The organism is Sphingosinicella microcystinivorans, from assembly GCF_003634215.1.
Taxonomy (GTDB): domain Bacteria; phylum Pseudomonadota; class Alphaproteobacteria; order Sphingomonadales; family Sphingomonadaceae; genus Sphingosinicella; species Sphingosinicella microcystinivorans.
On the sequence record NZ_RBWX01000007.1, the window covers coordinates 1,684,608 to 1,708,850 of the forward strand.

General features: G+C 64.4%; 17 protein-coding genes. 8 read left to right on the forward strand and 9 right to left on the reverse strand.

Features of this window, described 5'->3' with window-relative positions; genetic code table 11:
- Positions 1-103: 103 nt before the first annotated feature.
- Positions 104-877, forward strand: a complete 774-nt coding sequence (locus DFR51_RS08030) for a uracil-DNA glycosylase (protein WP_207790676.1) — start codon at positions 104-106, stop codon at positions 875-877.
- Positions 867-1,394 carry a molybdenum cofactor biosynthesis protein B gene (gene moaB, locus DFR51_RS08035; protein ID WP_121048989.1) on the forward strand — a complete coding sequence of 176 codons (528 nt, stop codon included), beginning with the start codon at positions 867-869 and terminating at the stop codon, positions 1,392-1,394. The genes DFR51_RS08030 and moaB overlap by 11 nt, the downstream gene beginning before the upstream one ends.
- On the opposite strand, the gene DFR51_RS08040 is transcribed toward moaB, so the two are convergent.
- A complete protein-coding gene (locus tag DFR51_RS08040; RefSeq protein ID WP_121048992.1) occupies positions 1,391-1,726 on the reverse strand; it encodes a VOC family protein in 336 nt (111 codons plus the stop codon). The genes moaB and DFR51_RS08040 overlap by 4 nt on opposite strands.
- A gap of 55 nt (positions 1,727-1,781) precedes the next feature.
- On the opposite strand from DFR51_RS08040, the gene DFR51_RS08045 reads away from it, so the two are divergent.
- Positions 1,782-2,846 carry a PA0069 family radical SAM protein gene (locus DFR51_RS08045; RefSeq protein WP_121048995.1) on the forward strand — a complete coding sequence of 355 codons (1,065 nt, stop codon included), beginning with the start codon at positions 1,782-1,784 and terminating at the stop codon, positions 2,844-2,846.
- Here the strand turns inward: DFR51_RS08045 and DFR51_RS08050 are convergent.
- From DFR51_RS08050 to DFR51_RS08060, 3 genes are all read right to left on the reverse strand, one after another.
- Positions 2,843-4,462 (reverse strand): long-chain-fatty-acid--CoA ligase, encoded by a 1,620-nt coding sequence (locus DFR51_RS08050; protein ID WP_276330562.1) that lies wholly within the window; start codon positions 4,460-4,462, stop codon positions 2,843-2,845. The two genes, DFR51_RS08045 and DFR51_RS08050, sit on opposite strands and share 4 nt — an antisense overlap.
- A gap of 281 nt (positions 4,463-4,743) precedes the next feature.
- Positions 4,744-5,601: a CDP-alcohol phosphatidyltransferase family protein gene (locus DFR51_RS08055; RefSeq protein ID WP_121049001.1), complete on the reverse strand. Its 858-nt coding sequence runs from the start codon at positions 5,599-5,601 to the stop codon at positions 4,744-4,746.
- The gene (locus DFR51_RS08060; RefSeq protein ID WP_121049004.1) at positions 5,598-6,398 is read right to left on the reverse strand and encodes a phosphatidylserine decarboxylase; all 801 of its coding nucleotides are present in this window, start codon (positions 6,396-6,398) and stop codon (positions 5,598-5,600) included. The genes DFR51_RS08055 and DFR51_RS08060 overlap by 4 nt, the downstream gene beginning before the upstream one ends.
- A 159-nt stretch (positions 6,399-6,557) precedes the next feature.
- On the opposite strand from DFR51_RS08060, the gene DFR51_RS08065 reads away from it, so the two are divergent.
- Together DFR51_RS08065 and DFR51_RS08070 are read left to right on the forward strand one after the other, a co-directional pair.
- A complete protein-coding gene (locus DFR51_RS08065) occupies positions 6,558-7,778 on the forward strand; it encodes an NADP-dependent isocitrate dehydrogenase (protein WP_121049007.1) in 1,221 nt (406 codons plus the stop codon).
- Positions 7,779-7,833: 55 nt separating this feature from the next.
- A complete protein-coding gene (locus DFR51_RS08070; RefSeq protein ID WP_121049010.1) occupies positions 7,834-9,627 on the forward strand; it encodes a cation:proton antiporter domain-containing protein in 1,794 nt (597 codons plus the stop codon).
- 1 nt (position 9,628) lies between these two features.
- On the opposite strand, the gene alaS is transcribed toward DFR51_RS08070, so the two are convergent.
- Positions 9,629-12,274, reverse strand: coding sequence for an alanine--tRNA ligase (alaS, locus tag DFR51_RS08075; RefSeq protein WP_121049977.1), 2,646 nt, complete (start codon positions 12,272-12,274; stop codon positions 9,629-9,631).
- 197 nt (positions 12,275-12,471) lie between these two features.
- Between alaS and DFR51_RS08080 the strand changes: the two genes are divergently transcribed.
- On the forward strand, positions 12,472-14,499 hold the full coding sequence (locus DFR51_RS08080) for an elongation factor G (RefSeq protein ID WP_121049012.1): 2,028 nt from the start codon (positions 12,472-12,474) through the stop codon (positions 14,497-14,499).
- A gap of 74 nt (positions 14,500-14,573) precedes the next feature.
- Here DFR51_RS08080 and recA read toward each other — a convergent pair whose 3' ends face one another.
- Both recA and DFR51_RS08090 read right to left on the reverse strand, forming a co-directional pair.
- The gene (gene recA / locus DFR51_RS08085; RefSeq protein ID WP_420853118.1) at positions 14,574-15,602 is read right to left on the reverse strand and encodes a recombinase RecA; all 1,029 of its coding nucleotides are present in this window, start codon (positions 15,600-15,602) and stop codon (positions 14,574-14,576) included.
- A 133-nt stretch (positions 15,603-15,735) separates the two neighbouring features.
- The gene (locus DFR51_RS08090) at positions 15,736-18,204 is read right to left on the reverse strand and encodes an ATP-binding protein (protein WP_243445416.1); all 2,469 of its coding nucleotides are present in this window, start codon (positions 18,202-18,204) and stop codon (positions 15,736-15,738) included.
- Between the two features lie 400 nt (positions 18,205-18,604).
- On the opposite strand from DFR51_RS08090, the gene DFR51_RS08095 reads away from it, so the two are divergent.
- Both DFR51_RS08095 and cysK read left to right on the forward strand, forming a co-directional pair.
- Entirely contained in the window at positions 18,605-19,879 is a 1,275-nt protein-coding gene (locus DFR51_RS08095; protein WP_121049020.1) for an MFS transporter, read from the forward strand.
- The gene (gene cysK / locus DFR51_RS08100; RefSeq protein WP_121049023.1) at positions 19,876-20,790 is read left to right on the forward strand and encodes a cysteine synthase A; all 915 of its coding nucleotides are present in this window, start codon (positions 19,876-19,878) and stop codon (positions 20,788-20,790) included. The genes DFR51_RS08095 and cysK overlap by 4 nt, the downstream gene beginning before the upstream one ends.
- On the opposite strand, the gene DFR51_RS08105 is transcribed toward cysK, so the two are convergent.
- On the reverse strand, positions 20,757-21,776 hold the full coding sequence (locus tag DFR51_RS08105) for a D-alanyl-D-alanine carboxypeptidase family protein (protein WP_121049028.1): 1,020 nt from the start codon (positions 21,774-21,776) through the stop codon (positions 20,757-20,759). The two genes, cysK and DFR51_RS08105, sit on opposite strands and share 34 nt — an antisense overlap.
- A gap of 277 nt (positions 21,777-22,053) precedes the next feature.
- Positions 22,054-24,228 (reverse strand): 3-hydroxyacyl-CoA dehydrogenase NAD-binding domain-containing protein, encoded by a 2,175-nt coding sequence (locus tag DFR51_RS08110; protein WP_121049983.1) that lies wholly within the window; start codon positions 24,226-24,228, stop codon positions 22,054-22,056.
- Between the last annotated feature and the right edge of the window lie 15 nt (positions 24,229-24,243).

Genomic DNA, 24,243 nt, shown 5'->3' on the forward strand with positions numbered 1-24,243 from the left:
CTCTAGCTGTGCGCCTTATTGCAGACGACACAATAATGGTTTTGGCGGGTTTGATAGGTCGCAAGGCCCGCCTTTACCAGTGCGGATTGAAGACTTGAGGAACATGCGAGTGATGGAAGCGAGCGAGCGCGACGAACTGCTTGCCACACTCGGCTGGTGGGTCGAGGCGGGTGTAGACACGCTCGTCGAAGCCGCGCCGCGAGACTGGCGCACTCCGCCTCCGCGCGCTGCGACGCGTGAAATCCCTGCCTCCGTGTCGGAGCCGGAGCTTGTTTTGCGCGCCGGCGCCGCAAGCCCGCCAGCGACCGTTTCAGCGACGACGATCGCTGAACTCCGCCACGCGGTCGAGATTTTCGAAGGCTGCCCGCTGCGCACGGGGAACGTCAGCACGGTGTTCGCGGACGGCAACCCGGAGGCTGACCTGATGCTGATCGGCGAGGCGCCCGGGGCACAGGAAGACCGCATGGGCCTGCCCTTCGTTGGGCCCGCAGGCCAGCTCCTAGACCGGATGCTCGCGGCAATTGGCCGCAATCGCACCAGCGCCTACATCACGAATGTCACATTTTGGCGCCCACCCGGCAACCGCACGCCGACACCGGCTGAGGTGGAAACGACGATGCCGTTCGTGCGCCGCCACATCGCGCTGGTCCGCCCGAAGGTGATCATTGCGCTCGGCGCCTGCGCTGCGCGCGCGCTCACGGGAGACGTCACCGGTATCATGCGATTGCGCGGCCAGTGGCGACCACTTGCCGTCGAAGGCACGGATTGCCCGCTGATGCCGACGCTGCACCCGGCGTTCCTGCTCCGCCAGCCCGATGCGAAACGCCTCGCATGGGCAGACCTTCTCGCCGTGAAAGCGAAGCTTGATGCCGATTGACGAAAGCCTACCCTTCATTCCCGTCCGTATCGCCGTGCTCACGGTTTCCGATACGCGCGGGCTCGCCGACGACCGATCGGGCAACACATTGGTCGAACGGCTGGAGGGCGCGGGGCATATCCTCGCGGCACGCGCGATCGTGAAGGACGACGTCGGCACCATCGTCGAGCAACTCGCAGCGTGGATCGAAGACGCGGAGGTGGACTGCGTGATCACAACCGGGGGTACCGGCGTCACCGGGCGTGACGTCACACCCGAAGCCCTCGCCGAGGTCTGCGAAAAGGAAATCCCTGGTTTCGGCGAACTGTTCCGCTGGCTGAGCTTTCAGTCGATCGGCACGTCCACTGTGCAGTCTCGCGCCACCGCAGGCATCGCGCGCGGCACCTATATCTTCGCGCTGCCCGGCTCCACCGGGGCCGTGAAGGACGGCTGGGACGGTATTCTCGCCACCCAGCTCGACAGCCGCCATCGCCCGTGCAACTTTGTGGAATTGATGCCGAGGCTGCGGGAGCGCTAGTCGCCTTTCACCGCAGCAAGCTCGTGCCCTTCCAGGTCGACGAAGTGGAAGCGGCGACCGCCTGGATACGGGAAAATGTCGAGGCTGATTGCCCCGCCTGCCGCGATCACTGCATCCTTCGCCGCCTCCAGGTCTTCTACCTCGATCACCGGCAGGACATGCGCCGTCACGTGCTCGCCCGTGGCGTTGAAGCCGATGTCCGTGTCACCCGTCACGGTCGCAGCATAACCGGGCCCGAAATCGTTGATCTCGAACCCGAAAACATCCGCATAGAAGCGTTTAGCGTTCGCGATATCGCGCGTCGGCAGTTCCAAATAGTTGAAGCGCGCCATCTCTGTTCCTTTCAATGTTCTTGATTTGTTCTTAAATGGCGTGCATGATTTGTCAATGTCGAGACGCGTCAACGCCGCGCGCGGCGCAACCCTGAACACAACCAGCAACCGCTTCGATGATCTGGCACGCGAGGCGGACGGCGATTGGCTCGATTCGTGCGGCGAGGACGACCTGCCGCCGTTCCGCACCGAGATCAGCTACGAACTGCCGCGAACGGCGATCACGCGCAACACTTCGCCCGACCTGCCCTTCGACCGTTCGATCAACGCTTATCGCGGCTGCGAGCACGGCTGTGCCTATTGCTTCGCGCGACCGACGCATGCGTACCTTGGCCTCTCGCCGGGCCTCGATTTCGAGCGCAAGCTGACGGTGAAGAAGGGCATTCCCGAGCTGCTCAGGAAGGAGCTTGAAAAACCGCGCTACGAATGCCGTCCGATGGCGCTCGGCACCAACACGGATCCCTACCAGCCCGTGGAAGGGAAATACCGTACGACACGGAAAATACTGGAAATCCTGTCTGAAACAAATCATCCGGTGATGATCACGACCAAGTCCGCGCGAGTGGTGGGCGACATCGATATCCTCGCCCCGATGGCAGCGCGCGGTCTCGCCGCGGTGATGGTCTCGATCACAACGCTCGACGTGGAAACCGCGAAGACGCTGGAACCGCGTGCGACCGCTCCCCACAGGCGAATCGAAGCAGTGAAGGCCCTTGCTGAGGCGGGTGTGCCCGTCTCCGTGTCGCTGGCGCCGCTCATCCCGGCGATCAACGACCACGAGATTGAAGCAATCCTGGAAGCTGCCGCGAAGGCTGGCGCGGATATGGCCTCGATGATCCTCGTCCGCCTGCCGCACGAGGTCTCGCCCATTTTCCGGGCCTGGCTCGATGCTCACATGCCGGACCGCGCCGCGCGCGTGATGTCGCACATCCAGGAGATGCGTGGCGGCAAGGACAATGAGGGCAGCTTCCACGCGCGCTTCAAGCCGCAGGGGGCCTATGCGGCGATGATCCGCGCGCGTTTCCAGGCCGGATGCCGCCGCTTCGGCCTCAACCGCCGCGACATTTCACTCCGCACCGACTTGTTCAGCCCGCGCGGAAGGCAGCTTTCACTGTTTTAGGCCGCGTCTGGGAAGCGATAGTCCTTGAACTGCTGGCGGAGCGTCAGCTTCTGGATCTTGCCCGTCGCCGTATGCGGGATTTCCTCCACGAAGACGACGTCGTTCGGCATCCACCACTTGGCGACGCGGCCAGCGAGGTGGTCCAGAAGCTCCTGCTTGCTCGGGTTCGCGCCCGCCTTGGGCACGACGATCAGCAGCGGCCGCTCGTCCCACTTCGGATGCGGCAGGCCGATCACAGCAGCTTCCGCCACGCCTGCATGGCCTACAGCCTCGTTTTCCAGCTCGATCGAACTGATCCACTCGCCGCCGGATTTGATCACGTCCTTGGCGCGGTCGGTGATCTGCATGTAGCCGGACGCGTCGATCGTCGCGACGTCGCCAGTATCGAACCAGCCGTCGGCATCGAGCACGTGGCCGCCATCGCCCGCGTAATATTCGCGCACGACCCAAGGCCCGCGTACCATCAGGTGGCCGAAGGCCTTGCCGTCGCGCGGCATCTCGCTGCCGTCGTCGTCAACGATCTTCATCTCGACACCGAAGATTGAACGGCCCTGCTTGGTCTGGATGTCGTATTGTTCTTCCTGCGGCTTTTCGAGCGCTTCGGCGGAAAGCGAGCCGAGCGTGCCCAGCGGCGACATCTCGGTCATGCCCCAGGCGTGGCAGACGGTGACGTCATACTTCTCCTTGAAATCAACGATCATGGAGCGTGGCACGGCCGAGCCGCCGATGACGACCCGTTTCAGTTCTCCAAGCGCATCCCCTGTCGTTTCGAGGTGCTGGAGCATGGCGAGCCAAACCGTCGGCACGGCCGCAGTGAGCGTCACCTTCTCGCGCAGGATAAGGCCGTGCAGCGTCGGCGCGTCGAAATGAGCGCCGCCCATCACGAGCTTGGCGCCCGCGGCGGCCGCGGCGTAGGGCACACCCCATGCGTTCGCGTGGTACATCGGCACCACCGGCAGAATCGCGGTTGAAGACGTGACGCCAAGCGCATCCGCCGAGTTGGCACCAAGCGTATGCAGCACGTTCGAACGGTGCGTATAGAGCACGCCCTTGGGATTTCCGGTCGTCCCCGACGTGTAGCAGAGCCCCGCGGGCGTCTGTTCGTCGATATTGGCCCATTCGATATCGCCGTCGCTGTCGGCAATCAGGTCTTCGTAGGCAAGCAGGTTCGGGATGCTCGTTTGGGGCAGGTGCTCACGCCCCGTCATCAGAACATAGTGCTCGACCGTGTTCAGCTTGGGCGCGATTCTTTCGATGAGCGGTACGAAGGTAAGATCGAAGAACAGCACACGGTCGCCCGCATGATTCATGATGTAGATGATCTGCTCTTCGAAAAGGCGCGGGTTCACGGTGTGTGCGACCGCGCCCATTCCCGAGATGCCGTACCAGCATTCCACATGGCGCTGGGTGTTCCACGCGAGCGTCGCCACGCGGTCGCCGAGGCGGATGCCGAGGCGGCTCAGGGACTGCGCGATCTTGAGCGCGCGTTCGCGCACCTCGCGCCAGTTGGAACGGCCTTCGCCGCCTTCGACCAGCGCCGTGACGATTTCGCGCGTGCCGTGATTGAGGGCTGCATGGTCAATAAGTTTCGAGACCAGCAAAGGCCAGTCCTGCATTCCACCTAACATTATGACTCCTCCCGAAGAGCGGCGCGAAGCTAGCCGGACGCACGCTGCTGATCAATCCGACGCTGCCAGAGCGGCCTCTTGACAACGATGGAACAAATATGGAACAAGCGAACATGAGAAGAACAAAAGGGGTTCAAATATGGCCTTCATGCTCTCTGCCACGCTTTCAAGCCTGTTGCTTTTCGTAAGCCTTGCCGTGGTCGCTCACATGTTCGCGAATGCACGCACCACAATCGCGCGGGCGCTTCGCGGTGAAATCGATGCCGTGATTACGGAGCGTCTGGTGACGGCGGTTGAGCCGATGCCGCGTCCGTGTCCAGCTCCATCCCGCTATCGGGATTGGCAGCCGCTGCCACTTGCCGCCTGACCTTGCGGTACGACAGGATCGCCATCGGGATCGTGGCGGCGTAGACCACCGAGATCAGCGAGAGCGTCATGTATGGTGCGGACAGCAGCGCGCCGGCGAACAGGGCGACGCCGACGAGCGCCATCAGCCGGTATTCGGGACGGATGCGGACCGATTTCCACGAATAGGTCGGCAGGTTCGAGACCATCAGGAACGCGACCGTACCGACGACGACGGCGGTGGCGACCGTGCCGACCTCGGAATAATGCGCGAAACGGGTCGGCTCCAGCCAATAGTAGAGGAACATGGGGCTCAGTGTCATGCCCGCCCCTACCGGTGCGGGAATGCCTGTAAGGAAGCCATGCTTCTTGTGCGGCTGGTCTGTGACGTCGAGGTTGGCGTTGAAGCGCGCAAGCCTCAGCGCGCAGCAGACAGCGTGAGCGAGTGCGACGATCCACCCCGCACCCGGAAGCTGCTCCAGCGTCCACAAATAGATGACGAGCGCGGGTGCCACGCCGAAGGCCGTGACATCGGACAGCGAATCAAGCTCGGCGCCAAAACGGCTCGCGCCCTTCAGCAGGCGCGCAACACGTCCGTCGATGCCATCGAGCACACCCGCCACGACGATCGCGAGGATCGCACGTTCGAAATCGCCCGCAATGGCGAGGCGCACCGAGGTGAGACCGGCGCAGAGCGCAGCGATCGTGATTGCATTCGGGATGAGAACCCGAATCGGAATGACCCGTTTCAGCCTTCGAGGCGGTTCGTGGTCGACCTTCACTGGCGGACGCCGCGCAGGCGATCACCGGGGCCGCCGGGACGACCGATAATGGTTTCGCCGGCAACGGCGCGCTGGCCGACGGCGACGGCGGGAACCGTGCCTGCGGGCAGGAACACGTCTACGCGGCTGCCGAAGCGGATAAGGCCGACGCGCTGTCCAGCCCCGACACTTTCGCCTGTGTTCACGAACTTGATGATCCGCCGCGCGACGAGGCCGGCGATCTGCGCGAAGCCGATGCGGCGCCCATCGGCACCCTCAACGACGAAATACTGGCGCTCGTTATGCTCGCTCGCCTTGTCGAGCTCGGCGTTCAGGAACTTGCCGGGCACGTAGACGATGTCGCGGATCGTGCCGGCGATCGGGGAGCGGTTTACGTGGACATCGAACACACTCATGAAAATCGAAACGCGTGTGAAGGTTCCATCGCCGATCCCGCGCTCGGTGCCGGAAATCTCGCGCGGCGCGGGAACGTCCATGATCTGCGACACGAGTCCATCGGCCGGAGACACGACGAGGCCCGCCCCCTCGGGTGTGACACGGGCGGGATCGCGGAAGAAGGCGAACGTCCAGACCGTGAGCCCCGCCGACAGCCAGCCGAGAATATTCCAGTCCGCAATGAACCAGAAGAAACCGGTGAGCACCGCCGCGAGCACCACGAACTTGTTGCCGTCCGGGTGGATCGAGGGGGGAAACTTGTAGGTCGCCGCCGGTTCAGCGGGCGCGGGTGCCGTAGCGGCGGGCGCGGGCGGCGTTACGGGTTGCGTCACTGGCGGCTCGGGGGGTGTGGTGTCGTTCATGCGCCTATCTTTAGCCCCTGCGCGCAGGTGATGACAACGCGCAGCTTAAGAGAAAGCGGGCGGAGCGCGCCTTTGCCGCTCCCGCCCCTGTTGATCTTGGCCGTCGTTTCCGCCAAGAGCGTGCGCGAGTAAAAATCCATACAGGACCAAGAGGTATCGATGGCGAAGATCAAGGTGGCAAACCCCATCGTCGAGATTGACGGCGATGAGATGACGCGGATCATCTGGCAGTGGATTCGCGAGCGCCTGATCCTCCCGTACCTCGACGTCGACCTTAAATATTACGATCTCGGCATCGAAAACCGCGACGCCACCGACGACAAGGTGACCGTGCAGTCCGCGAACGCCATCAAGGAATATGGCGTCGGCGTGAAGTGCGCCACAATCACGCCCGACGAGGCGCGCGTCGAGGAGTTCAACCTCAAGAAGATGTGGAAGTCGCCGAACGGCACGATCCGCAACATCCTGGGCGGTGTCGTGTTCCGCGAGCCGATCGTCATCAAGTCCGTGCCGCGCCTCGTGCCGGGCTGGACGGACCCGATCGTCATCGGCCGCCACGCGTTCGGCGACCAGTACAAGGCCACCGATTTCCGCGTGCCGGGCGCCGGCAAGCTCACCATCAAGTGGACCGGCGAGAACGGCGACGTGATCGAGCACGAGGTGTTCGACTTCCCGACCGCCGGCGTTGCGATGGGCATGTACAACCTTGACGATTCCATCCGCGACTTCGCGCGCGCTTCGCTCAACTATGGCCTCGCGCGCCAGTGGCCGGTGTACCTCTCAACGAAGAACACGATCCTCAAGGCCTACGACGGCCGCTTCAAGGACCTGTTCCAGGAGGTATTCGACAAGGAATTCAAGGCACAGTTCGACAAACTTGGCATCGTCTATGAGCACCGCCTGATCGACGACATGGTCGCTTCCGCCCTGAAGTGGAGCGGCAAGTTCGTGTGGGCCTGCAAGAACTATGACGGCGACGTGCAGTCCGACACCGTCGCGCAGGGCTTCGGCTCGCTCGGCCTGATGACCTCGGTGCTGATGACGCCGGACGGCAAGACCGTGGAGGCCGAGGCCGCGCACGGCACCGTCACACGCCACTACCGGATGCACCAGCAGGGCAAGGCGACCTCGACGAACCCGATCGCATCGATCTTCGCGTGGACCGGCGGCCTCAAGCATCGCGGCAAGCTCGACAACACGCCGCAGGTCACCAAATTCGGCGAACTGCTCGAGCGCGTTTGCGTCGATACCGTCGAAGATGGCCACATGACGAAGGATCTCGCGCTCCTCATCGGCCCGGATCAGGCCTGGATGACGACCGAGCAATTCTTCGAGAAGATCGTGGACAACCTCGAAGCCGCGATGAGCAAGGAATTCTAGCGCTTTACGCGCTTTTCTGCTGACGCCGTGGTGGCCTGCCCGTTAGGATACCGCGGTGGCTGCAGATCCGCTCTTTTCTCCTGGTTTTCGCGACGCGCTCGTCATTCTGGGCGCGACCGGCCTCGTCATACCTGCGTTCCACCGGCTTCGGATCAGCCCGGTCATCGGTTTCATCGTTGTCGGCCTGCTGATCGGCCCTTCGGGGCTCGGTCGGTTGGGAGACGCACTCCCCTGGGTCCGGCACATCTCAATCAACGACCGGGAGGTCATTGAACCGTTCGCCGAGATCGGCATCATTCTACTGCTGTTCTCGATCGGGCTTGAACTCTCGTTCCGCCGCCTGTGGGACCTGAGGCGGCTGGTTTTCCTCATCGGGCCTGCCGAACTTGCCATATCCGGCGGCCTCATCGGGTTTCTTCTGCACCAGTTCACCGATCTCGGCGCCGTCGTCTCGCTGATGCTCGGCATCGCGCTGGCGATGTCCTCGACCGCGCTCGTGTTGCCGATGACGGGCACGAAAAGCCCGATCGGCAAGCCCGCCTTCGCGATGCTGCTGTTCGAGGATCTGGCCATCGTGCCGATCATCTTCGTGATGGGCGTTATCAGCCCGCTGCCCGGCGGCGATGATGCGGGCGATCTCACGCGCACGGTTTTTCTGGGCGCGATCGTCGTCATCGCATTGCTGGTGCTGGGCCGGCTGCTGCTGCCGCGCCTGTTCCGCCAGGCCGCGCGCACCAAGAGTCCCGAGCTTTTCCTCGCAGTGTCGCTCGTCGTCGTGATGGGCGCCAGCCTTGCGACGAGCGCGGTCGGCCTCTCGCCGATCGTGGGCGCGCTCCTCGCCGGATTGGTGATCGCCGAAACCGAGTATCGCATGCAGGTCGAAGTCACTGTCGAGCCCTTCAAGAATCTGGCGCTCGGCATCTTCCTGATGACCGTGGGCATGAGCCTCGATTTCGAGCTCATCGCCCGCATGTGGCCGTTCCTGATGCTCGCGATCGTCGGCATCATCCTCGTGAAGGCGTTGGTGACCAGCAGCCTCCTGCGCCTCTCCGGCGTTCCGCGCGGGGTTGCCGCGAATGTCGGTGTGCTGATGGCGTCACCTTCGGAAACAACGCTGATCGTGCTTGCAGCTGCGGTGCAGGCGCGCGTGATCGGTACCGATACGGCGGCCTTCTGGCAGATCGTCACCGCCGTCGGCCTCACCGCGACGCCGCTGCTGGCCCGGATCGGCAGCGACACGGCGCGGCGCGTGGACCCGGCGACGCCCGAACCGACGCGGGATCTGTCGGAAAGCGGCGGGCGAACCATCGTCGCGGGCTATGGCCGGGTGGGCCAAATGGTTACGGACATGCTGGTACGGCACGAACAGCCGTTCGTGATCGTCGATGCCGATGTCGATATGGTGGATCTCGGCCGCAAACGGGGCCACGAAATCGTCTTCGGCGATGTCGGTCGGCCGGGGCTTCTCGACCATCTCGGCATCGCACAGGCGCGCTCGATCGTGCTTACGATGGACGATCCCGTGCAGCTGATCGCAACGACACGCGCCGTGCGCGCTGCCCACCCCGATCTCTGCATCATCGCGCGCGCCAAGGATGCCGAGCACGCCGCGCAGCTTTACCGCGCGGGCGCGACAGACGCTGTCCCGGAAACGCTGGAATCGTCTCTCCAGCTTGCCGAAGCCGTACTCGTCGATATCGGGCGGCCAATGGGTCTGGTGATCGCCTCGATCCATGAGATGCGCGAAATCAAGCGTGAGAAGATCAAGGCCATGGTGCCGGATCTGCCGCGGGAACCGCTGAAAGCCGCATCGCGCCTGCGCCGCAGCGACGAGGACTCGGCAGAATAGGCTAGGCCGCGAGCGCGCCCTTCACCGCCGCGATAGCATCCGCAGCCTTCGCACCTTCGGGGCCACCGCCCTGCGCCATGTCCGGACGCCCGCCGCCGCCCTTGCCGCCAAGCGCCGCGACGCCCGCCTGCACGAGTGAGACGGCGTTGAAGCGTGCGATCAGGTCGTCGGTGACGCCGACGGCAATGCTGGCACGGCCCTCGTTCACTGCCACGATCGCGGCAACGCCCGAGCCGACCTGCTTCTTCGCCTCATCGACCGCGCCGCGCAGATCCTTCGGATCGAGCCCTTCTGCGACACGCGCAATGAACTTCGTGCCCGCGACCTCCTCAGCCTCCGTCGCTGGAGCTGCGCCCGCACCGCCGCCGAGTGCCAGCGCCTTCTTGGCGTCGGCCAGCTCGCGCTCGAGCCGGCGGCGTTCCTCGACGAGCACCTGCAGGCGTGCCGGAAGCTCCGCGGGCGCCACTTTCAGTGTCGCGGCGGCCTCGCGCAGCCGGTCTTCCTGCCCCTGGAGGTAAAGCCGCGCTGCCTCGCCGGTCAGCACCTCGACACGGCGCACGCCCGAAGAGACGGCGCTTTCGCTGATGATCTTGACGAGGCCAATGTCGCCGAGCGCCCGCACGTGCGTGCCGCCGCACAGTTCAACCGAATAATCCGCGTCCGCATCCCGGCCCATCGAAAGCACGCGCACCTCGTCGCCGTACTTCTCGCCGAACAGCGCCATCGCCCCGGCCTCGATCGCATCGGCGTGGCTCATCAGGCGCGTCGTCACTTCCGCATTGGCGCGCACCTGAGCGTTCACGTCCGCCTCGACGAGCGCGATCTCTTCGGCGGTGAGCGCCTTCGGGTGGCTGAAATCGAAACGGAAGCGATCTTCCGCGACGAGCGAGCCCTTCTGCGTGACGTGCGCACCCAGCCGATTGCGAAGCGCAGCGTGCAGCAGGTGGGTCGCCGAATGGTTGGCGCGGATGCGGCCACGGCGCGCGGCATCGACATCGAGCTGCACGACATCGCCGACACGGACACTGCCCTCGGCAATGCGCGCCTGATGCGCATGCAGCTTGCCGAGCGGCTTCGACGTCGTTTCGACAACGGCCTTGAGACCGCCAGCCGTAATCGTTCCCGCGTCTCCGGTCTGGCCGCCGGATTCGCCGTAGAACGGCGTCTGGTTGGTGAGGATGACGACGGTGTCGCCCGCGCCCGCCGTTTCCACGCGCGCACCGTCCTTGACGATGGCGATCACTTCGCCCTGCGCGGTGTCGGAGTTGTAGCCTGTGAACTCGGTCGCACCGGATTCCTCGGCGATGTCGAACCACACGCCTTCGTCGGCCTGCGCACCGGAACCTGCCCAGGCGGCGCGGGCAGCCGCCTTCTGCGCGGCCATCGCGGTATCGAAACCGGTCTTGTCGACCGACAGTCCCTGACGGCGGAGCGCATCCTCGGTGAGGTCGAGCGGGAAGCCGTAGGTGTCGTAAAGCTTGAACGCCGTCTCGCCGGGCAGCACTGCGCCTGCACCCATGCCAGCCGTCGCCTCGTCGAGCAGACGGAGGCCCGTCTCCAGCGTTTGCCGGAAGCGGGTCTCTTCAAGCTTCAGCGTCTCTTCGATCAGCGGCTGCGCGCGCGTCAGTTCCGGGAAGGCGCCGCCCATCTGGCTGACAAGTGACGGCACCAGCCGGTACATCAGCGGGTCTTTCGCGCCGAGCAGGTGCGCGTGGCGCATGGCGCGGCGCATGATACGCCGCAGCACATAGCCCCTGCCCTCGTTGGACGGCAGCACACCATCCGCCACCAGGAAACCGCTGGCGCGCAGGTGATCGGCGATAACGCGGTGCGAGGCCGACATCGGACCTGTCGCATCGGTCTTCGTCATCTCGGCGGTTTCACCGATCAGCGTCTGGAACAGGTCGATCTCGTAGTTGTCGTGCTTGCCCTGCAGCACGGCGGCGATCCGTTCCAGTCCCATGCCCGTATCGATCGAGGGACGCGGCAGGTCGCGGACAATCTCGCCCGCTTCCTGCTCATACTGCATGAACACGAGATTCCAGATCTCGACGAAGCGGTCGCCATCCTCGTCCGGGCTGCCGGGAGGACCGCCGGGAATGTGCTCGCCGTGGTCGTAGAAGATCTCCGAGCACGGGCCGCACGGGCCGTTGTCGCCCATCGCCCAGAAATTGTCCTTGGTAGCGATGCGGATGATGCGGCTGTCGGGCAGGCCCGCGATCTTCTTCCACAGCGCGAACGCGTCATCATCGGTATGATAGACCGTCACGATCAGCCGGTCCGGCGAAATGCCCCATTCCTTGGTGATGAGGTTCCACGCGAGGGTGATCGCGCGTTCCTTGAAATAGTCGCCAAAGGAAAAATTTCCCAGCATTTCAAAGAACGTATGGTGACGTGCCGTATAACCGACATTGTCGAGATCGTTGTGCTTGCCGCCAGCGCGCACGCACTTCTGGCTGGAAACCGCCGTGCTGTAGGGGCGCGTTTCGAGGCCGGTGAACACGTTCTTGAACGGCACCATGCCAGCGTTCACGAACATCAGCGTCGGGTCGTTCTGCGGCACCAGTGGCGCGGAAGGCACGCGCATGTGCCCCTCGCCCCCGAAAAAGTCGAGAAATGAGCGGCGGATATCGTTCGTGGAGGTCATGGCGAGCATGTAATCGAGGACTGCGCACTACTCAAGGCGACAGAATGACGGGCGCGCGCGAGCATTCCCCCTTGCGCTCGCGGCGCAACAGGCAGACGCTGGCGATGTTGTGCCGCACGCGTTGCCGGCCCAATGCACGAGGCCGAAACCGGGCGGCGATCAACCAGTATGGGCAACCAGCTTGGGGAGATCGTGACATGGCGGCTTTGACTTCGGAGACCAGCAAACCTGTCAGGGTAGTGGCGCTCGTCGGCCCGGCGGGCACGGGCAAGACGAGCCTTGCAGAAGCGATGTTGTTCACAGCGGGCGCGATCCCGCGGCAGGGCAGCGTGGAGGCCGGAACGAGCGTCGGCGATGCCTCGCCAGAGGCGCGGGCGCGGCGCGGCTCCACCGAACTTAATCTCGCCCGCTTCGATTATCTGGGCGATGCGTTCGCAATCGTGGACGCGCCCGGAGCCCCCGGCTTCGCGCCCGACGCGATGCTTGCGGTGGCGGCTGCCGACCTCGCGGTGGTGGTGATCGATCCCGATCCGGCACGAGCGGCGCTTGCCGAGCCCGCGCTTCGCCAGCTCGAAGCGCTGGGCGTGCCGCACACGATCTTCGTCAACAAGATCGAATCCGCGCGCGGGCGCATCCGCGATCTCCTCGAAGCGCTGCAGCCGATGAGCGCGAAGCCCATCCTCGCGCGGCAGATTCCCATACGCGAGGGAGACACGGTGAGCGGCTTCGTCGACCTCGCGCTCGAACGCGCCTTTCATTACCGCCCCGGCAAGGCATCGGAGCGCATCGAAATGCCGCCCGCCCTCGCCGAGCGCGAATCGGCGGAGCGCTTCCATATGCTGGAGCAGCTTGCGGACCACGACGACGCGCTTCTGGAAAAGCTGCTGATGGACGAAGCGCCCGACCCGGCGATGGTATTCGGCGACCTCTCACGGGAAACGGGCGAGAACCTTGTCGTGCCCCTGTTGTTCGGTTCGGCGCAGGGCGATCATGGCGTGCGGCGGCTTCTGAAGATGCTGCGCCATGAAGCCCCCTCGCCTGCCGCCGCCGCCGCGCGGCTCGGGGCAGACGGTGGCACGTTTGCCTTCAAGGTCGCGCACGGCAACGCCGCTGGGCGGCTCGTCTATGCACGCGCATTCGGCGGGCTTGCAGAAGGTAGCGAGCTTCGCGACCGGGATGGCAGCCCCGTGCGTGCAGGCGCACTGTTCAGCGTGCTTGGCGACAAGCTCGGCAAGACGGCGAGCGTCCCGCCCGGGGCCGTGGCGGCAATCGCGAAGGTGGATACGATCGCGGCATGGGACGTGGTGTCTTCAACCGGTCACGCGCGGAACGCCGAGATCGCGCGCCCGGTGCCCGGCCATGCGCTCGCGATCGCAACGCGCGACCGGAAGGACGATGTGCGGCTATCCACGGCACTCCACAAACTTGTCGAGGAAGACGTGGGGCTCGCCTGGGACCAGGACGCGGCAACGCACGAGATGCTGCTGCGTGGGATCAGCGACGAGCATCTGAACATGGTGCTTGCGCGCCTCAAGCGGCGCTACTCGGTGGCTGTGGATGCGCAGCCGCCGCGCATATCCTACCGCGAATCGATCCGTCGCGGGGCGACTCAGCGCGGGCGCCACAAAAAACAGTCGGGCGGCCACGGCCAGTTCGGCGACGTGGTGATCGACGTCGCCCCGCGCGGACGCGGCGAAGGCTTCGCGTTCAACGACCGCATCACTGGCGGCGCGATCCCTAAACAGTGGATTCCGGCGGTCGAGGCCGGAATCCGTGACGCCATGGAACGCGGGCCGCTCGGTTTCCCCGTCGTCGACGTGGCGGTGACGCTGACCGACGGTTCGTATCATTCGGTCGACAGCTCGGAGTTGGCATTCCGCACGGCGGGTCGCATCGCGATGAGCGAAGCCCTCGCGGCATGCAGCCCGCACCTGCTCGAACCCGTCGCGCATGTGACGATCGAGACGCCGGGCAGCGCAACCTCGCGCATCACGTCGAGCATTGCGAGCCATCGCGGACAAATGCTGGGCATCACGCCGCGCGAAGGCTGGTCACGCTGGGACGTGATCGAAGCGCTGATGCCGGAAGCCGAGCTCCACGGCTTCGGTGCCGAACTTCGTTCGATGAGTCAGGGTCTCGCGACGTTCGCGGCGACATTCGATCATCTCGCCGAACTCAACGGAACGCTGGCGGACGCAGTCGTCAAACAGGCGCTCGCTGCCTGACGAGCATTTGCACCTGAAACAAAAGAGGCCGCCTCGGGGGAGGCGGCCTCGGCGGGGACGCTGGGAAGGGCCGCCTATTCGTCGCTGTCTACGTCGGGGCCTGCGGTGAGCAGGGCCTCGGAAATACCGGCGGCGTTGTCGCGGATCGCCTTTTCGATCTTCTCTCGCATCTCGGGGTGATCGCGCAGGAACTGCTTGGCATTCTCGCGGCCTTGCCCGATGCGCGTCGAATCGTGGCTGAACCACGCGCCCGACTTCTCGACGATGCCGATCTTGACTCCGAGATCGAGGATTTCGCCGACCTTGGAGACACCTTCGCCATACATGATGTCGAACTCGACCTGCTTGAAGGGCGGCGCCACCTTGTTCTTCACCACCTTCACGCGCGTCGCGTTGCCAACGATTTCGTCGCGGTCCTTGATCTGGCCGGTGCGGCGAATGTCGAGACGAACGCTCGCGTAGAACTTGAGCGCGTTGCCGCCCGTCGTCGTTTCCGGGTTGCCGTACATGACGCCGATCTTCATGCGCACCTGGTTGATGAAAATAACGATGCAGCGCGAGCGGCTGATCGAACCGGTAAGCTTCCGGAGCGCCTGGCTCATCAAGCGGGCTTGCAGGCCGACGTGGCTGTCACCCATCTCGCCTTCGATTTCAGCACGCGGCACCAGCGCGGCAACCGAGTCGACCACGAGGATATCGATGGCGTTCGAACGCACCAGCGTATCCGTGATCTCCAGCGCCTGCTCGCCCGTATCGGGCTGCGAGACGATGAGGTTGTCGACGTCGACGCCAAGCTTCTTCGCATAAACCGGATCGAGTGCGTGCTCAGCATCGATGAATGCCGCCGTGCCGCCACCCTTCTGCGCTTCGGCGATGGCATGGAGCGCGAGCGTCGTCTTCCCCGAACTTTCCGGACCGTAGATCTCGATGACGCGTCCACGCGGGAAACCGCCGACGCCAAGCGCCAAGTCGAGTCCCAGCGAACCCGAGGAAATCGCCTCGATCTCAAGCGCGTCGCGCTGACCGAGCTTCATTGCCGAGCCCTTGCCGAATGCCCGGTCGATCTGCGCCAGAGCCGCGTCGAGAGCCTTTTGCTTGTCCATGCCTGATTCTACCACCCGAAGCGCTGATGCCATTGTCCGGTCCCTCCTAGTGGGCTGACGAAGCCGTTTCAATGAAGGATCGTGTACGCATTTTGTTCCGCGTGCGCAAGCGCTTTTGTTCTATTTTCGTTCTTTACTTGGCTGCGGCGGGCTCCGCCTTCCCGCGCGCCTTGCCACGGGCAATCTCGTGCCGCACCTTGTCGGAAAGTTCCTGCACAGAGAACGGCTTGGCAAGAAACGCGACATCGGGAACGTCGATCGACTTGCGAAGCTGTTCCTCGGCGTAGCCCGACATGAAGATGATCTTGAGATCGGGGAACGTCTTGCGTGCGTGCTGAACAAGCGTCGGCCCGTCCATCGTGGGCATCACCACGTCGGAAATCAGCAGGTCGACGCCTTCCGGCAGCCGCTCCAGGATCTCCAGCGCCTCCTCGCCGTGTCCTGCGGTCAGCACCTCATAGCCCTTGCGCGTCAGCGCGCGCTCGGCGACGGCGCGGACCATCGCCTCATCCTCCACAAGCAGGATCTTCCCCTGACCCCACGGGTCGCCGCCGTTCTCGCCCGCTGCCGCCGGCACGGCCTCCGGCAGCGCTTCCTGCGCAGGCAGGTAGATTGTGAAGGTGGTGCCACCACCCACCATGCTATCGGCAAAGATGAAGCCGCCTGACTGCTTGACGATGCCGTACACCGTGGAAAGCCCGAGGCCTGTGCCGCGCCCGACCTCCTTGGTGGTGAAGAACGGCTCGAAAATCTTGCCGAGAATTTCTGGCGGAATGCCGGTGCCCGTGTCCTTCACGGCGATCGCGACATATTCCCCCGCAGGCATGCCCTCGCGGTCGAGTTTCTTCGCCTCGCGCGCCGAAACCGCAAAGGTCGAGATCGTGAGTTCGCCGCCCTCGGGCATCGCGTCGCGCGCGTTCACCGCGAGGTTGACGATCACCTGCTCCATCTGGCCGGGGTCGGCGCGTACCGGTGCGAGGCTGCGGCCGTGCTTCACGGTCAGCGTGACCGTTTCGCCGAGCAGGCGCTTCAGCAGATGGCTGAGTTCGCCCACGATGTCCGACACATGGATGAGTTGTGGGCGCAGCGTTTGCTGGCGCGAGAACGCGAGGAGCTGGCGCACGAGATTGGCGGCGCGGTTCGCGTTCTGACGGATCTGGTTGATGTCGTCGAAATCGCTGTCGCCCGGCGTGTGGCGGAGCAGCATGAGGTCGCAATAGCCGATCACGGCGGTAAGGATGTTGTTGAAGTCGTGCGCCACGCCGCCTGCGAGCTGGCCCACCGCCTGCATCTTGGTCGCCTGCGCGATCTGCTTTTCGAGCTTCAGCTGTTCCTGATTGTCTTTGAGTGAAAGAACGACGGCGGGGCCGCCTGCGCCCGGCGCCTTGCCGACGGTGAGCGCCACGGGCTCCTCGGGCTTGTGCTTCAGGTGCACACGCAGATCGCGCGCGCGTTCAATGGAGGCGGCTGCGCGGCGCACCGCGTCCGAGACCATCGTCTTGTCCTCATCGACGACGAGATCGCTCGGGTAGCGCAGTTCGCTCCCCTCCTCGACCCCCGCGATGGCAGCGAAGCTTTCGTTCATGAACGTGAAGCGACCGTCGCGATCGGCGAGCGCAAGTCCGATCGGCAGCACGGAAAGCAGCGCCGGCAGACTGTCCGGCACTGGCGTTCCGGTCTCGGCCGCCGCGGCGCCTTCGCGCAGGATCAGGAACACGTAAGCGCTCGTGCCTGCCTCTTTCTGGTTCCCAAGCGGGAGTTCGATAAGGCGCACGGGAATGTTCGTGCCGCTGCCGGTCTTCATCCGCCGCGCGCCGTCCTCCCCCGCCTCGAGAATATCGACGAGGTTGGTCGGCACGCGCCCGGCGGTGCCCGTGATGGCGTTCTTGAAGGCGCCGTTCGCCGCGATGATCTCGCCGGAGGGGTTGGCCATCACGATCATCAGCCCGGCGCTGCCCAGCCAGATGCCCGCCGGGCCTTCGAGCATCGCGATCGTGTCGTCCATCGCCTTCTCTGCGGTGCCGCGACGAAGCGTCCACAGAAGATAGTTCCGCGCCGTATCGGCAGGCCGCACCGATACGCGCAGTTTGCGCCGCGCGCCGCCCACGGTTTGATCGATCTCTACAAAGCCGTTGCCGTCGCGCCGTGCCTGCTCGGCGATGTTGGTAATCCGCCCGCGGCTCGCCTCATCCTCGCCCGCAAGATCGAAGGGCGAAGGGTAGCCGTCGCAGCGCGTGCCATAAGCGGCATTCGCGCAGACAAGCTTTCCCTCCGCGTCGGTTACGGCGAGAGCGTCGCTGCGCGAATCGAGCGCAGTGCGCATCATCGTCCAGTCGATGCCGCCCGCCCCGCGTCGCGCCCTGCCGAGCGCCGAGAAATAGGCAACCACCGCCGACGCGAGAATCATCGCGCCGTATAGAGAGGCGATTTCCCACGAATCCATCGCCCACCCCACCAGCACGGTGGAAACGAGGCCAAGCAACACCGCGCCTGCGATTACGATCGCCATGTGGCGCTGTGCGCCCGGCAGGCGCGGCCACTCGATCGGATCGGGAAGTTCCTCAGTGTTGGCCGGAAACCGGGAGTCGGAGTGCGTCGTCATCGTGAGGTGGTCATCCGCGCAAGGCCGCTCCCGGTCAAGCCCGCTCGCGCGGAACGGATGCTACGCCGGGGCGGCCACCCGATGCGCACTTCAGGCGGGCATACGCAGCAGGTCGCGGTAGGCCGCCGCCAGCCTGTCGTCGATGGTACAGGGGGCAGCGACAGTCACGCAGCGCAAGGCACACGGGACAGGTGGCAATGCACAAAGCGGCGGGCGGACGCGAAACAGGCCTGCCAGTTTCGCGCCGATGATTTCCGCAAGAGATGGACCCCGCCCGCTCATGCCTCACCCTCGCCCGATCATGGATAATTTCGGGTTAAGCCCCGAATGAAGTTTTTCCCGTGGCTGCAGCAGTTTCTCTGCTTTGCACAAAGCCCTGCAGCCGTCTAAGCGCATCGCCATGACCGCCGCTGCCGAGGATAAGACGTCCGTCTTCGCGATACCCGATTATCGCTATTTCTGGATCACGAAACTCGCTTCCACGACGTCGCAGATGATCCTCGTCATCGTGATCGGCTGGATGGTCTACGATATCGCGCGCGAGACGATGCCGGAGCGCGAGGCTGCGTTCCTGCTCGGCATGGTCGGCCTCGCACAGTTCCTGCCACTGTTCGTGCTGTCGCTCGTCGTCGGCTACATCGCCGACAAGGTGGACCGGCGCTATATCGTGCGCGGTGCATTGGCGCTCGAGATGCTTTGCGCCGCCGGGCTCGGCGCGCTGGAGCTGACGGGCGACATCACCATACCCGCGCTGTTCGTGGTGGCGGCGCTGCTTGGCGTCGGACGCGCATTCGCTTCGCCGGCGCTCTCGGCTCTCGCGCCCAACCTTGTGCCCGTGCGGATGCTGCCGACCGCAATCGCCTGGAACTCGATCGGCTGGCAGATCGGCGCGATCGGCGGCCCGGCGCTCGGTGGTTATCTCTATGCGGCGAATCCCGCCGCGCCTCTCGTCGTCTCCGCGGCGATGCTCACGATCAGCCTCATCGCCATGTTCCTCATTTCGCGCGTGCCGCTGCCCAAATCGGAAGTCACGGCGAACCCTCTCGAATCGGTGATGAACGGGCTGCGCTACGTGCGGGACAACAAGGTGGTGCTGGGCGCGATATCGCTCGATCTGTTCGCCGTGCTGCTCGGCGGCGTCACCGCGCTCCTGCCCGTTTATGCGCGTGATATTCTCGCCGTCGGCCCCGAAGGCCTCGGCCACCTGCGTGCCGCGCCCGCAGTCGGCGCCGCAATCGTTGCGCTTTGGCTGTCGCGAAGGCCTCTCGCCCGGCACGTCGGCATCAAGATGTTCGTGTGCGTCGCGATCTTCGGCATCGCCATCGTCGTCTTCGGCCTGTCGCGCGATCTCTGGCTGTCGCTCGGCGCGCTCGGCGTGCTCGGTGCGGCGGACATGGTGAGCGTCTACGTGCGCTCCTCGCTCATCCAGATTTACACGCCGGACGCGATGCGCGGACGCGTATCCTCGGTTTCCATGCTTTTCATCTCGGCCTCGAACGAGCTTGGCGAGGCACGATCCGGCCTCACCGCCGCGTGGTTCGGCCCTGTCGAGGCCGTGGTGATCGGCGGCGTCGGCACGATTGTCGTCACCGCACTCTGGGCTTGGCGCTTTCCAGAGCTTCGCCGAGCCGATAGTTTTGATGTTCCGGGCGCACTCAAGGAGAGATCGACATGAAGGCAGCAAGCATACTGGAAACGATCGGCGGCACGCCGCACATCCGGGTGAACCGCCTGTTTGGGCCGGACGCCTCTGTGTGGGTGAAGTCGGAGCGGGCAAACCCCGGCGGTTCGATCAAGGACCGCATCGCGCTCGCGATGATCGAGGACGCCGAAGCTTCCGGCGCGTTGAAGCCAGGCGGCACGATCGTGGAGCCGACCTCGGGCAACACCGGCATCGGGCTTGCCATGGTCGCCGCCGTCAAAGGCTACCGTCTCGTACTCGTAATGCCCGAATCGATGTCGCTGGAACGCCGCCGGCTGATGCTCGCCTACGGCGCGACCTTTGATCTCACACCGCGTGAGAAAGGCATGAAGGGCGCCATCGAGCGCGCCGTTGAGATCGTCGGCTCGACCCCCGACGCATGGATGCCGCAGCAGTTCGAAAACCCCGCGAACGTGACCGCGCACGTGAAGACGACGACGCAGGAAATCCTCGCCGATTTCCCGGACGGGCTCGACGCGATCATCACCGGCGTCGGCACCGGCGGGCACATCACCGCCTGCGCCAAGGTGCTGAAACCCAAGATGCCAGGCCTCAAGGTTTATGCCGTGGAGCCGACGCTTTCCCCGGTCCTTTCGGGCGGCCAGCCGGGTCCGCACCCGATCCAGGGCATCGGCGCGGGCTTCGTGCCGGGCGTTATGGATACGGCGCTGCTCGACGGCATCATTCAGGTCGCGCCGGACGACGCCAAGGAAATGGCACGCCGCTCCGCGCGCGAAGAAGGTACGCTTGTGGGGATTTCATCAGGCGCGACGCTCGCCGCGATCCGACAGCACCTCGACAAGAACCCGAAGCATCGCGTGCTCGGCTTCAACTACGACACCGGCGAGCGCTACTTGTCGGTGCCGGATTTCTTGCCGGAATGAGCTGACGCCGGCGGTATCGGCGTCTGGTCGCTGCGGATCGCGCTGCGCCAGACGCTGACGTCGTCGGAGGAACCCTGCTCCGTCACAGCCTGCTGGAAGTCCAGCATCTGCGGCACTTCGTTCATCGACATCGCGACCGTCAGGTGCTCGCCCTGACGACGCTTTTTCAGTACATCGAAGCCGGAGGCGAGCAGCGCCTCGATGTTGGCGTTGCGCGCTGAAGACGTCGGCGCGCCCAGCACCACCGCGATCAGCCGACGCCCATCCCGCACCGCAGAGGCGGCAAGCGTGAAACCGGAAGCGTTGGTGTAGCCTGTCTTGATCCCGTCAAGGCCGACAAACTTGCCGAGCAGCTTGTTATGGTTGGGCATCACCGTGCCCTGGAAGTTGAACTGCTGCTCCGAAAAATACGGATAATATTGCGGAAAATCGCGGATGAGCGCTTTTGAAAGCGTGGCGAGATCACGCGCGGTCGTGTGATGCGCCGCGTTCGGGAGGCCCGATGCGTTGAAGAACGCACTGCTGTTCATGCCGAGCGCTTTCGCCTTCTCGGTCATGGCGCGCGCAAAGACGACCTCCGAGCCATCGAGCCGCTCGGCGAGCGCCACGGCAACATCGTTCGCGGATTTCGTGGTGAGCGCGCGGATCGCCTGCTCCACGGTGATCCATCCACCGCGCGGCACGCCGAGCTTGGAGGGCGGCTGCGCTGCGGCATTTGGTGAGAAATAAACCTTGTCGCTCATCTGCAGCTGTTTGCGTTCGAGCGCGTCGAAGGTCAGGTAGAGCGTCATCACCTTGGTGATCGAGGCGGGATGGCGCGCTTCGTCGGGGTTGCGCGAATAGAGAACTTCGCCGCTGTCCGCATCGACAAGGATCGCCGCATATTTGGGAACGGAAACAAGGCTTGCAGCCGTGGCTGGCTGGGGCGCAATCGGCGCACCCACAAGAATGGAAACAACAAACGCGACGATCAAATGCAATCGCATGATCGCTAGTCTCCCACCCGCCACCTGCACCCCCGCGCAGGCTACTCAAACTCCACTACCGTGCCAGAATGAGGCAAATGCTCCATTCTGAAAAGCCCTTTAGACGAACGGAACCGAAACGTGCGACGACCTGAGTCAATTCTGCGCCGTTCCGAATCCCGTGAAACGCCTTTGACGTCATAGTGCGGATTCAACGTTAAGATGCGCTGAACGACTGCCCCACGCGAAAAAGGGGCCGCCGTTTCCAGCAGCCCCTTTTCCCTGTTTCCAGCAATGATCAGGCGGCCTGTTTCAGCTTCGCGTTGCCGTAGAAGGTTTCGCCCTTCGCCGCCATGTCGCGGAGCAACTGCGGCGGCGCGAAGCGTTCGCCGTGCTGCTGTGCGAGGCGATCAAGCGTGCGGACGACCTCGTCGAGGCCGATCGTGTCCATCATGCTGAACGGTCCGCCCGTGTGCGGCATGAAACCCCAGCCGAAGATCGCTCCGAGATCGCCGTCTTCCGGCGTCTCCAGCACACCTTCCGCGAAGCAGCGCGCGCACTCGACGAGCTGGCGGTAGATAAGCCGCGTCTTGACCTCATTCGCCGAAGGCTGATCTGCATCCGCTTTCTGGCCGAAGGTCTTGCCGAGATCGGCCCACAGCGCCTTCTTGCCGTCTTCGGGATAATCGTAATACCCCTTCCCGGCCTTGCGGCCGAGGCGGCCGAGCGCGACCATCTTCTCGATGACGTCATCCGCCGCGGTCGCCTTGTAAGCGTCGCCGAGGTCCTTCTTCGTCTGCAGCATCACCTTGTGGCCAAGCTCGATCGAAACCTCGTCGAACACCGCGAGCGGGCCCACCGGCATCCCCATCTGCTTGCCGATATTCTCGACAAGCGCCGGGTTCACACCCTCGCCAACCATCACCGAACCTTCGGCCGTGTAAGTGCCGAAGCAGCGCGACGTGTAGAAGCCGCGGCTGTCGTTGACGACGATCGGGGTCTTCTTGATCTGAGCGACATAATCCAGCGCCTTTGCGATGGCTTCCGGTCCCGTCTTCTCACCGACGATGATCTCGACGAGGGGCATCTTTTCCACCGGCGAGAAGAAGTGCACGCCGATGAAGTTCTCCGGTTTCGTCCATGCCTTCGCAAGGCTGGTGATCGGCAGCGTCGAGGTGTTGGAACCGAAGATCGTGTCGGCGCCGACCACGGCTTCGGTCTTCTCGGTCGTTTCCGCCTTGATGGCGCGGTCCTCGAACACCGCCTCGATGATGAAGTCGCAGCCCTTGAGGTCGGCGAAATCGGTCGTCGGATGGATACGCGCGAGAATCTCGTCGAGCTTCTCCTTGGGCAGCCGCTTCAGCTTGTCGGCGGTGTAAGCCTTGCCCTTCTCCGCCGCCTCGATCGTGCGGTCGAGCAGCACGACCTCGATACCCGCGCGCGCCGAAACGAGCGCGATACCCGCCCCCATCATGCCCGCGCCAAGCATACCAAGCTTCTTGGTCGGCATCTTCGCCACGCCCTTCGGACGCCGCGCGCCCTTTTCGGCCGCCTGTTTGTTCACGAAGAGGCTGCGCACCATGTTCATCGCCTGCGGGTCGGCAACGACCTTCGCGAAGTATTTGCTCTCGATGCGGATCGCGAGGTCCATCGGAACCTGCGACCCTTCATAGACCGCCGACATGATCGCGCGCGGCGCGTTCATGTTGCCGTTCGTCATCTTCAGAACCATCGCGTTGCCGCCGACGAACGTCTGAATGAAGCCCGGGTTGAACTGGCCGACGCCGCCCGGGAACTTGAAGCCCTTCTGGTCCCAGGGCTGCACGCCCTTGGTGGGGTTCGCCTTCACCCAGGCCTTTGCCTTGGCGACGACTTCGTCGGCCGGTGCAAGCTCGTTCGCCACGCCAAAGCCGAGCGCTTCCTGCGGAGACATCGACTTGCCCTGCAGCAGATACATCGAAGCTGCCTGAATGCCCATCAGACGCGGCAGGCGCTGCGTGCCGCCCGCGCCGGGGAACAGGCCGACCATCACTTCGGGCAGGCCCAGCTGCAGCTTCGGATTGTCCGCGACGACGCGGTAATGGCAGGCGAGACAAAGTTCGAGCCCACCGCCCAGCGCGATGCCGTTGATCGCCGCCGCCACGGGCTTGCCGCTCGTTTCCAGACGACGGAACAAGCGGTTCAGCGTGAACACGCCGTCGAACAGCTTCGCCATCTTCGACGCGCCGCCCGCACCATCTCCGCTGGAGATGGTGCCGCCGATACCTTTGAGATCGGCGCCGGCCATGAATCCGCTCGCCTTGCCGCTGGTGATGACGGCGCCCTTGATGGCTTCGTCCTTCTCGATCTTCGATATCATCGTGTCGAAGTCGCGGGTCAGTTCGGCGGTGATGACGTTCATCGACTGGCCGGGCACGTCGATCGTGAACAGCGCGATACCGTCGGCGTCGAGGTCGTACTTGATGGTTTCCATGGTCATTCGTCCTCT

Coding starts and splice junctions, on each gene's coding strand:
- DFR51_RS08030 (WP_207790676.1), top strand. CDS start 104: ATGCGAGTGATGGAAGCGAGCGAGCGCGACGAACTGCTTGCCACACTC.
- moaB (WP_121048989.1), top strand. CDS start 867: ATGCCGATTGACGAAAGCCTACCCTTCATTCCCGTCCGTATCGCCGTG.
- DFR51_RS08040 (WP_121048992.1), bottom strand. CDS start 1,726: ATGGCGCGCTTCAACTATTTGGAACTGCCGACGCGCGATATCGCGAAC.
- DFR51_RS08045 (WP_121048995.1), top strand. CDS start 1,782: ATGTCGAGACGCGTCAACGCCGCGCGCGGCGCAACCCTGAACACAACC.
- DFR51_RS08050 (WP_276330562.1), bottom strand. CDS start 4,462: ATGCAGGACTGGCCTTTGCTGGTCTCGAAACTTATTGACCATGCAGCC.
- DFR51_RS08060 (WP_121049004.1), bottom strand. CDS start 6,398: ATGAACGACACCACACCCCCCGAGCCGCCAGTGACGCAACCCGTAACG.
- DFR51_RS08065 (WP_121049007.1), top strand. CDS start 6,558: ATGGCGAAGATCAAGGTGGCAAACCCCATCGTCGAGATTGACGGCGAT.
- alaS (WP_121049977.1), bottom strand. CDS start 12,274: ATGACCTCCACGAACGATATCCGCCGCTCATTTCTCGACTTTTTCGGG.
- DFR51_RS08080 (WP_121049012.1), top strand. CDS start 12,472: ATGGCGGCTTTGACTTCGGAGACCAGCAAACCTGTCAGGGTAGTGGCG.
- recA (WP_420853118.1), bottom strand. CDS start 15,602: ATGGACAAGCAAAAGGCTCTCGACGCGGCTCTGGCGCAGATCGACCGG.
- DFR51_RS08090 (WP_243445416.1), bottom strand. CDS start 18,204: ATGACGACGCACTCCGACTCCCGGTTTCCGGCCAACACTGAGGAACTT.
- DFR51_RS08095 (WP_121049020.1), top strand. CDS start 18,605: ATGACCGCCGCTGCCGAGGATAAGACGTCCGTCTTCGCGATACCCGAT.
- cysK (WP_121049023.1), top strand. CDS start 19,876: ATGAAGGCAGCAAGCATACTGGAAACGATCGGCGGCACGCCGCACATC.
- DFR51_RS08105 (WP_121049028.1), bottom strand. CDS start 21,776: ATGCGATTGCATTTGATCGTCGCGTTTGTTGTTTCCATTCTTGTGGGT.
- DFR51_RS08110 (WP_121049983.1), bottom strand. CDS start 24,228: ATGGAAACCATCAAGTACGACCTCGACGCCGACGGTATCGCGCTGTTC.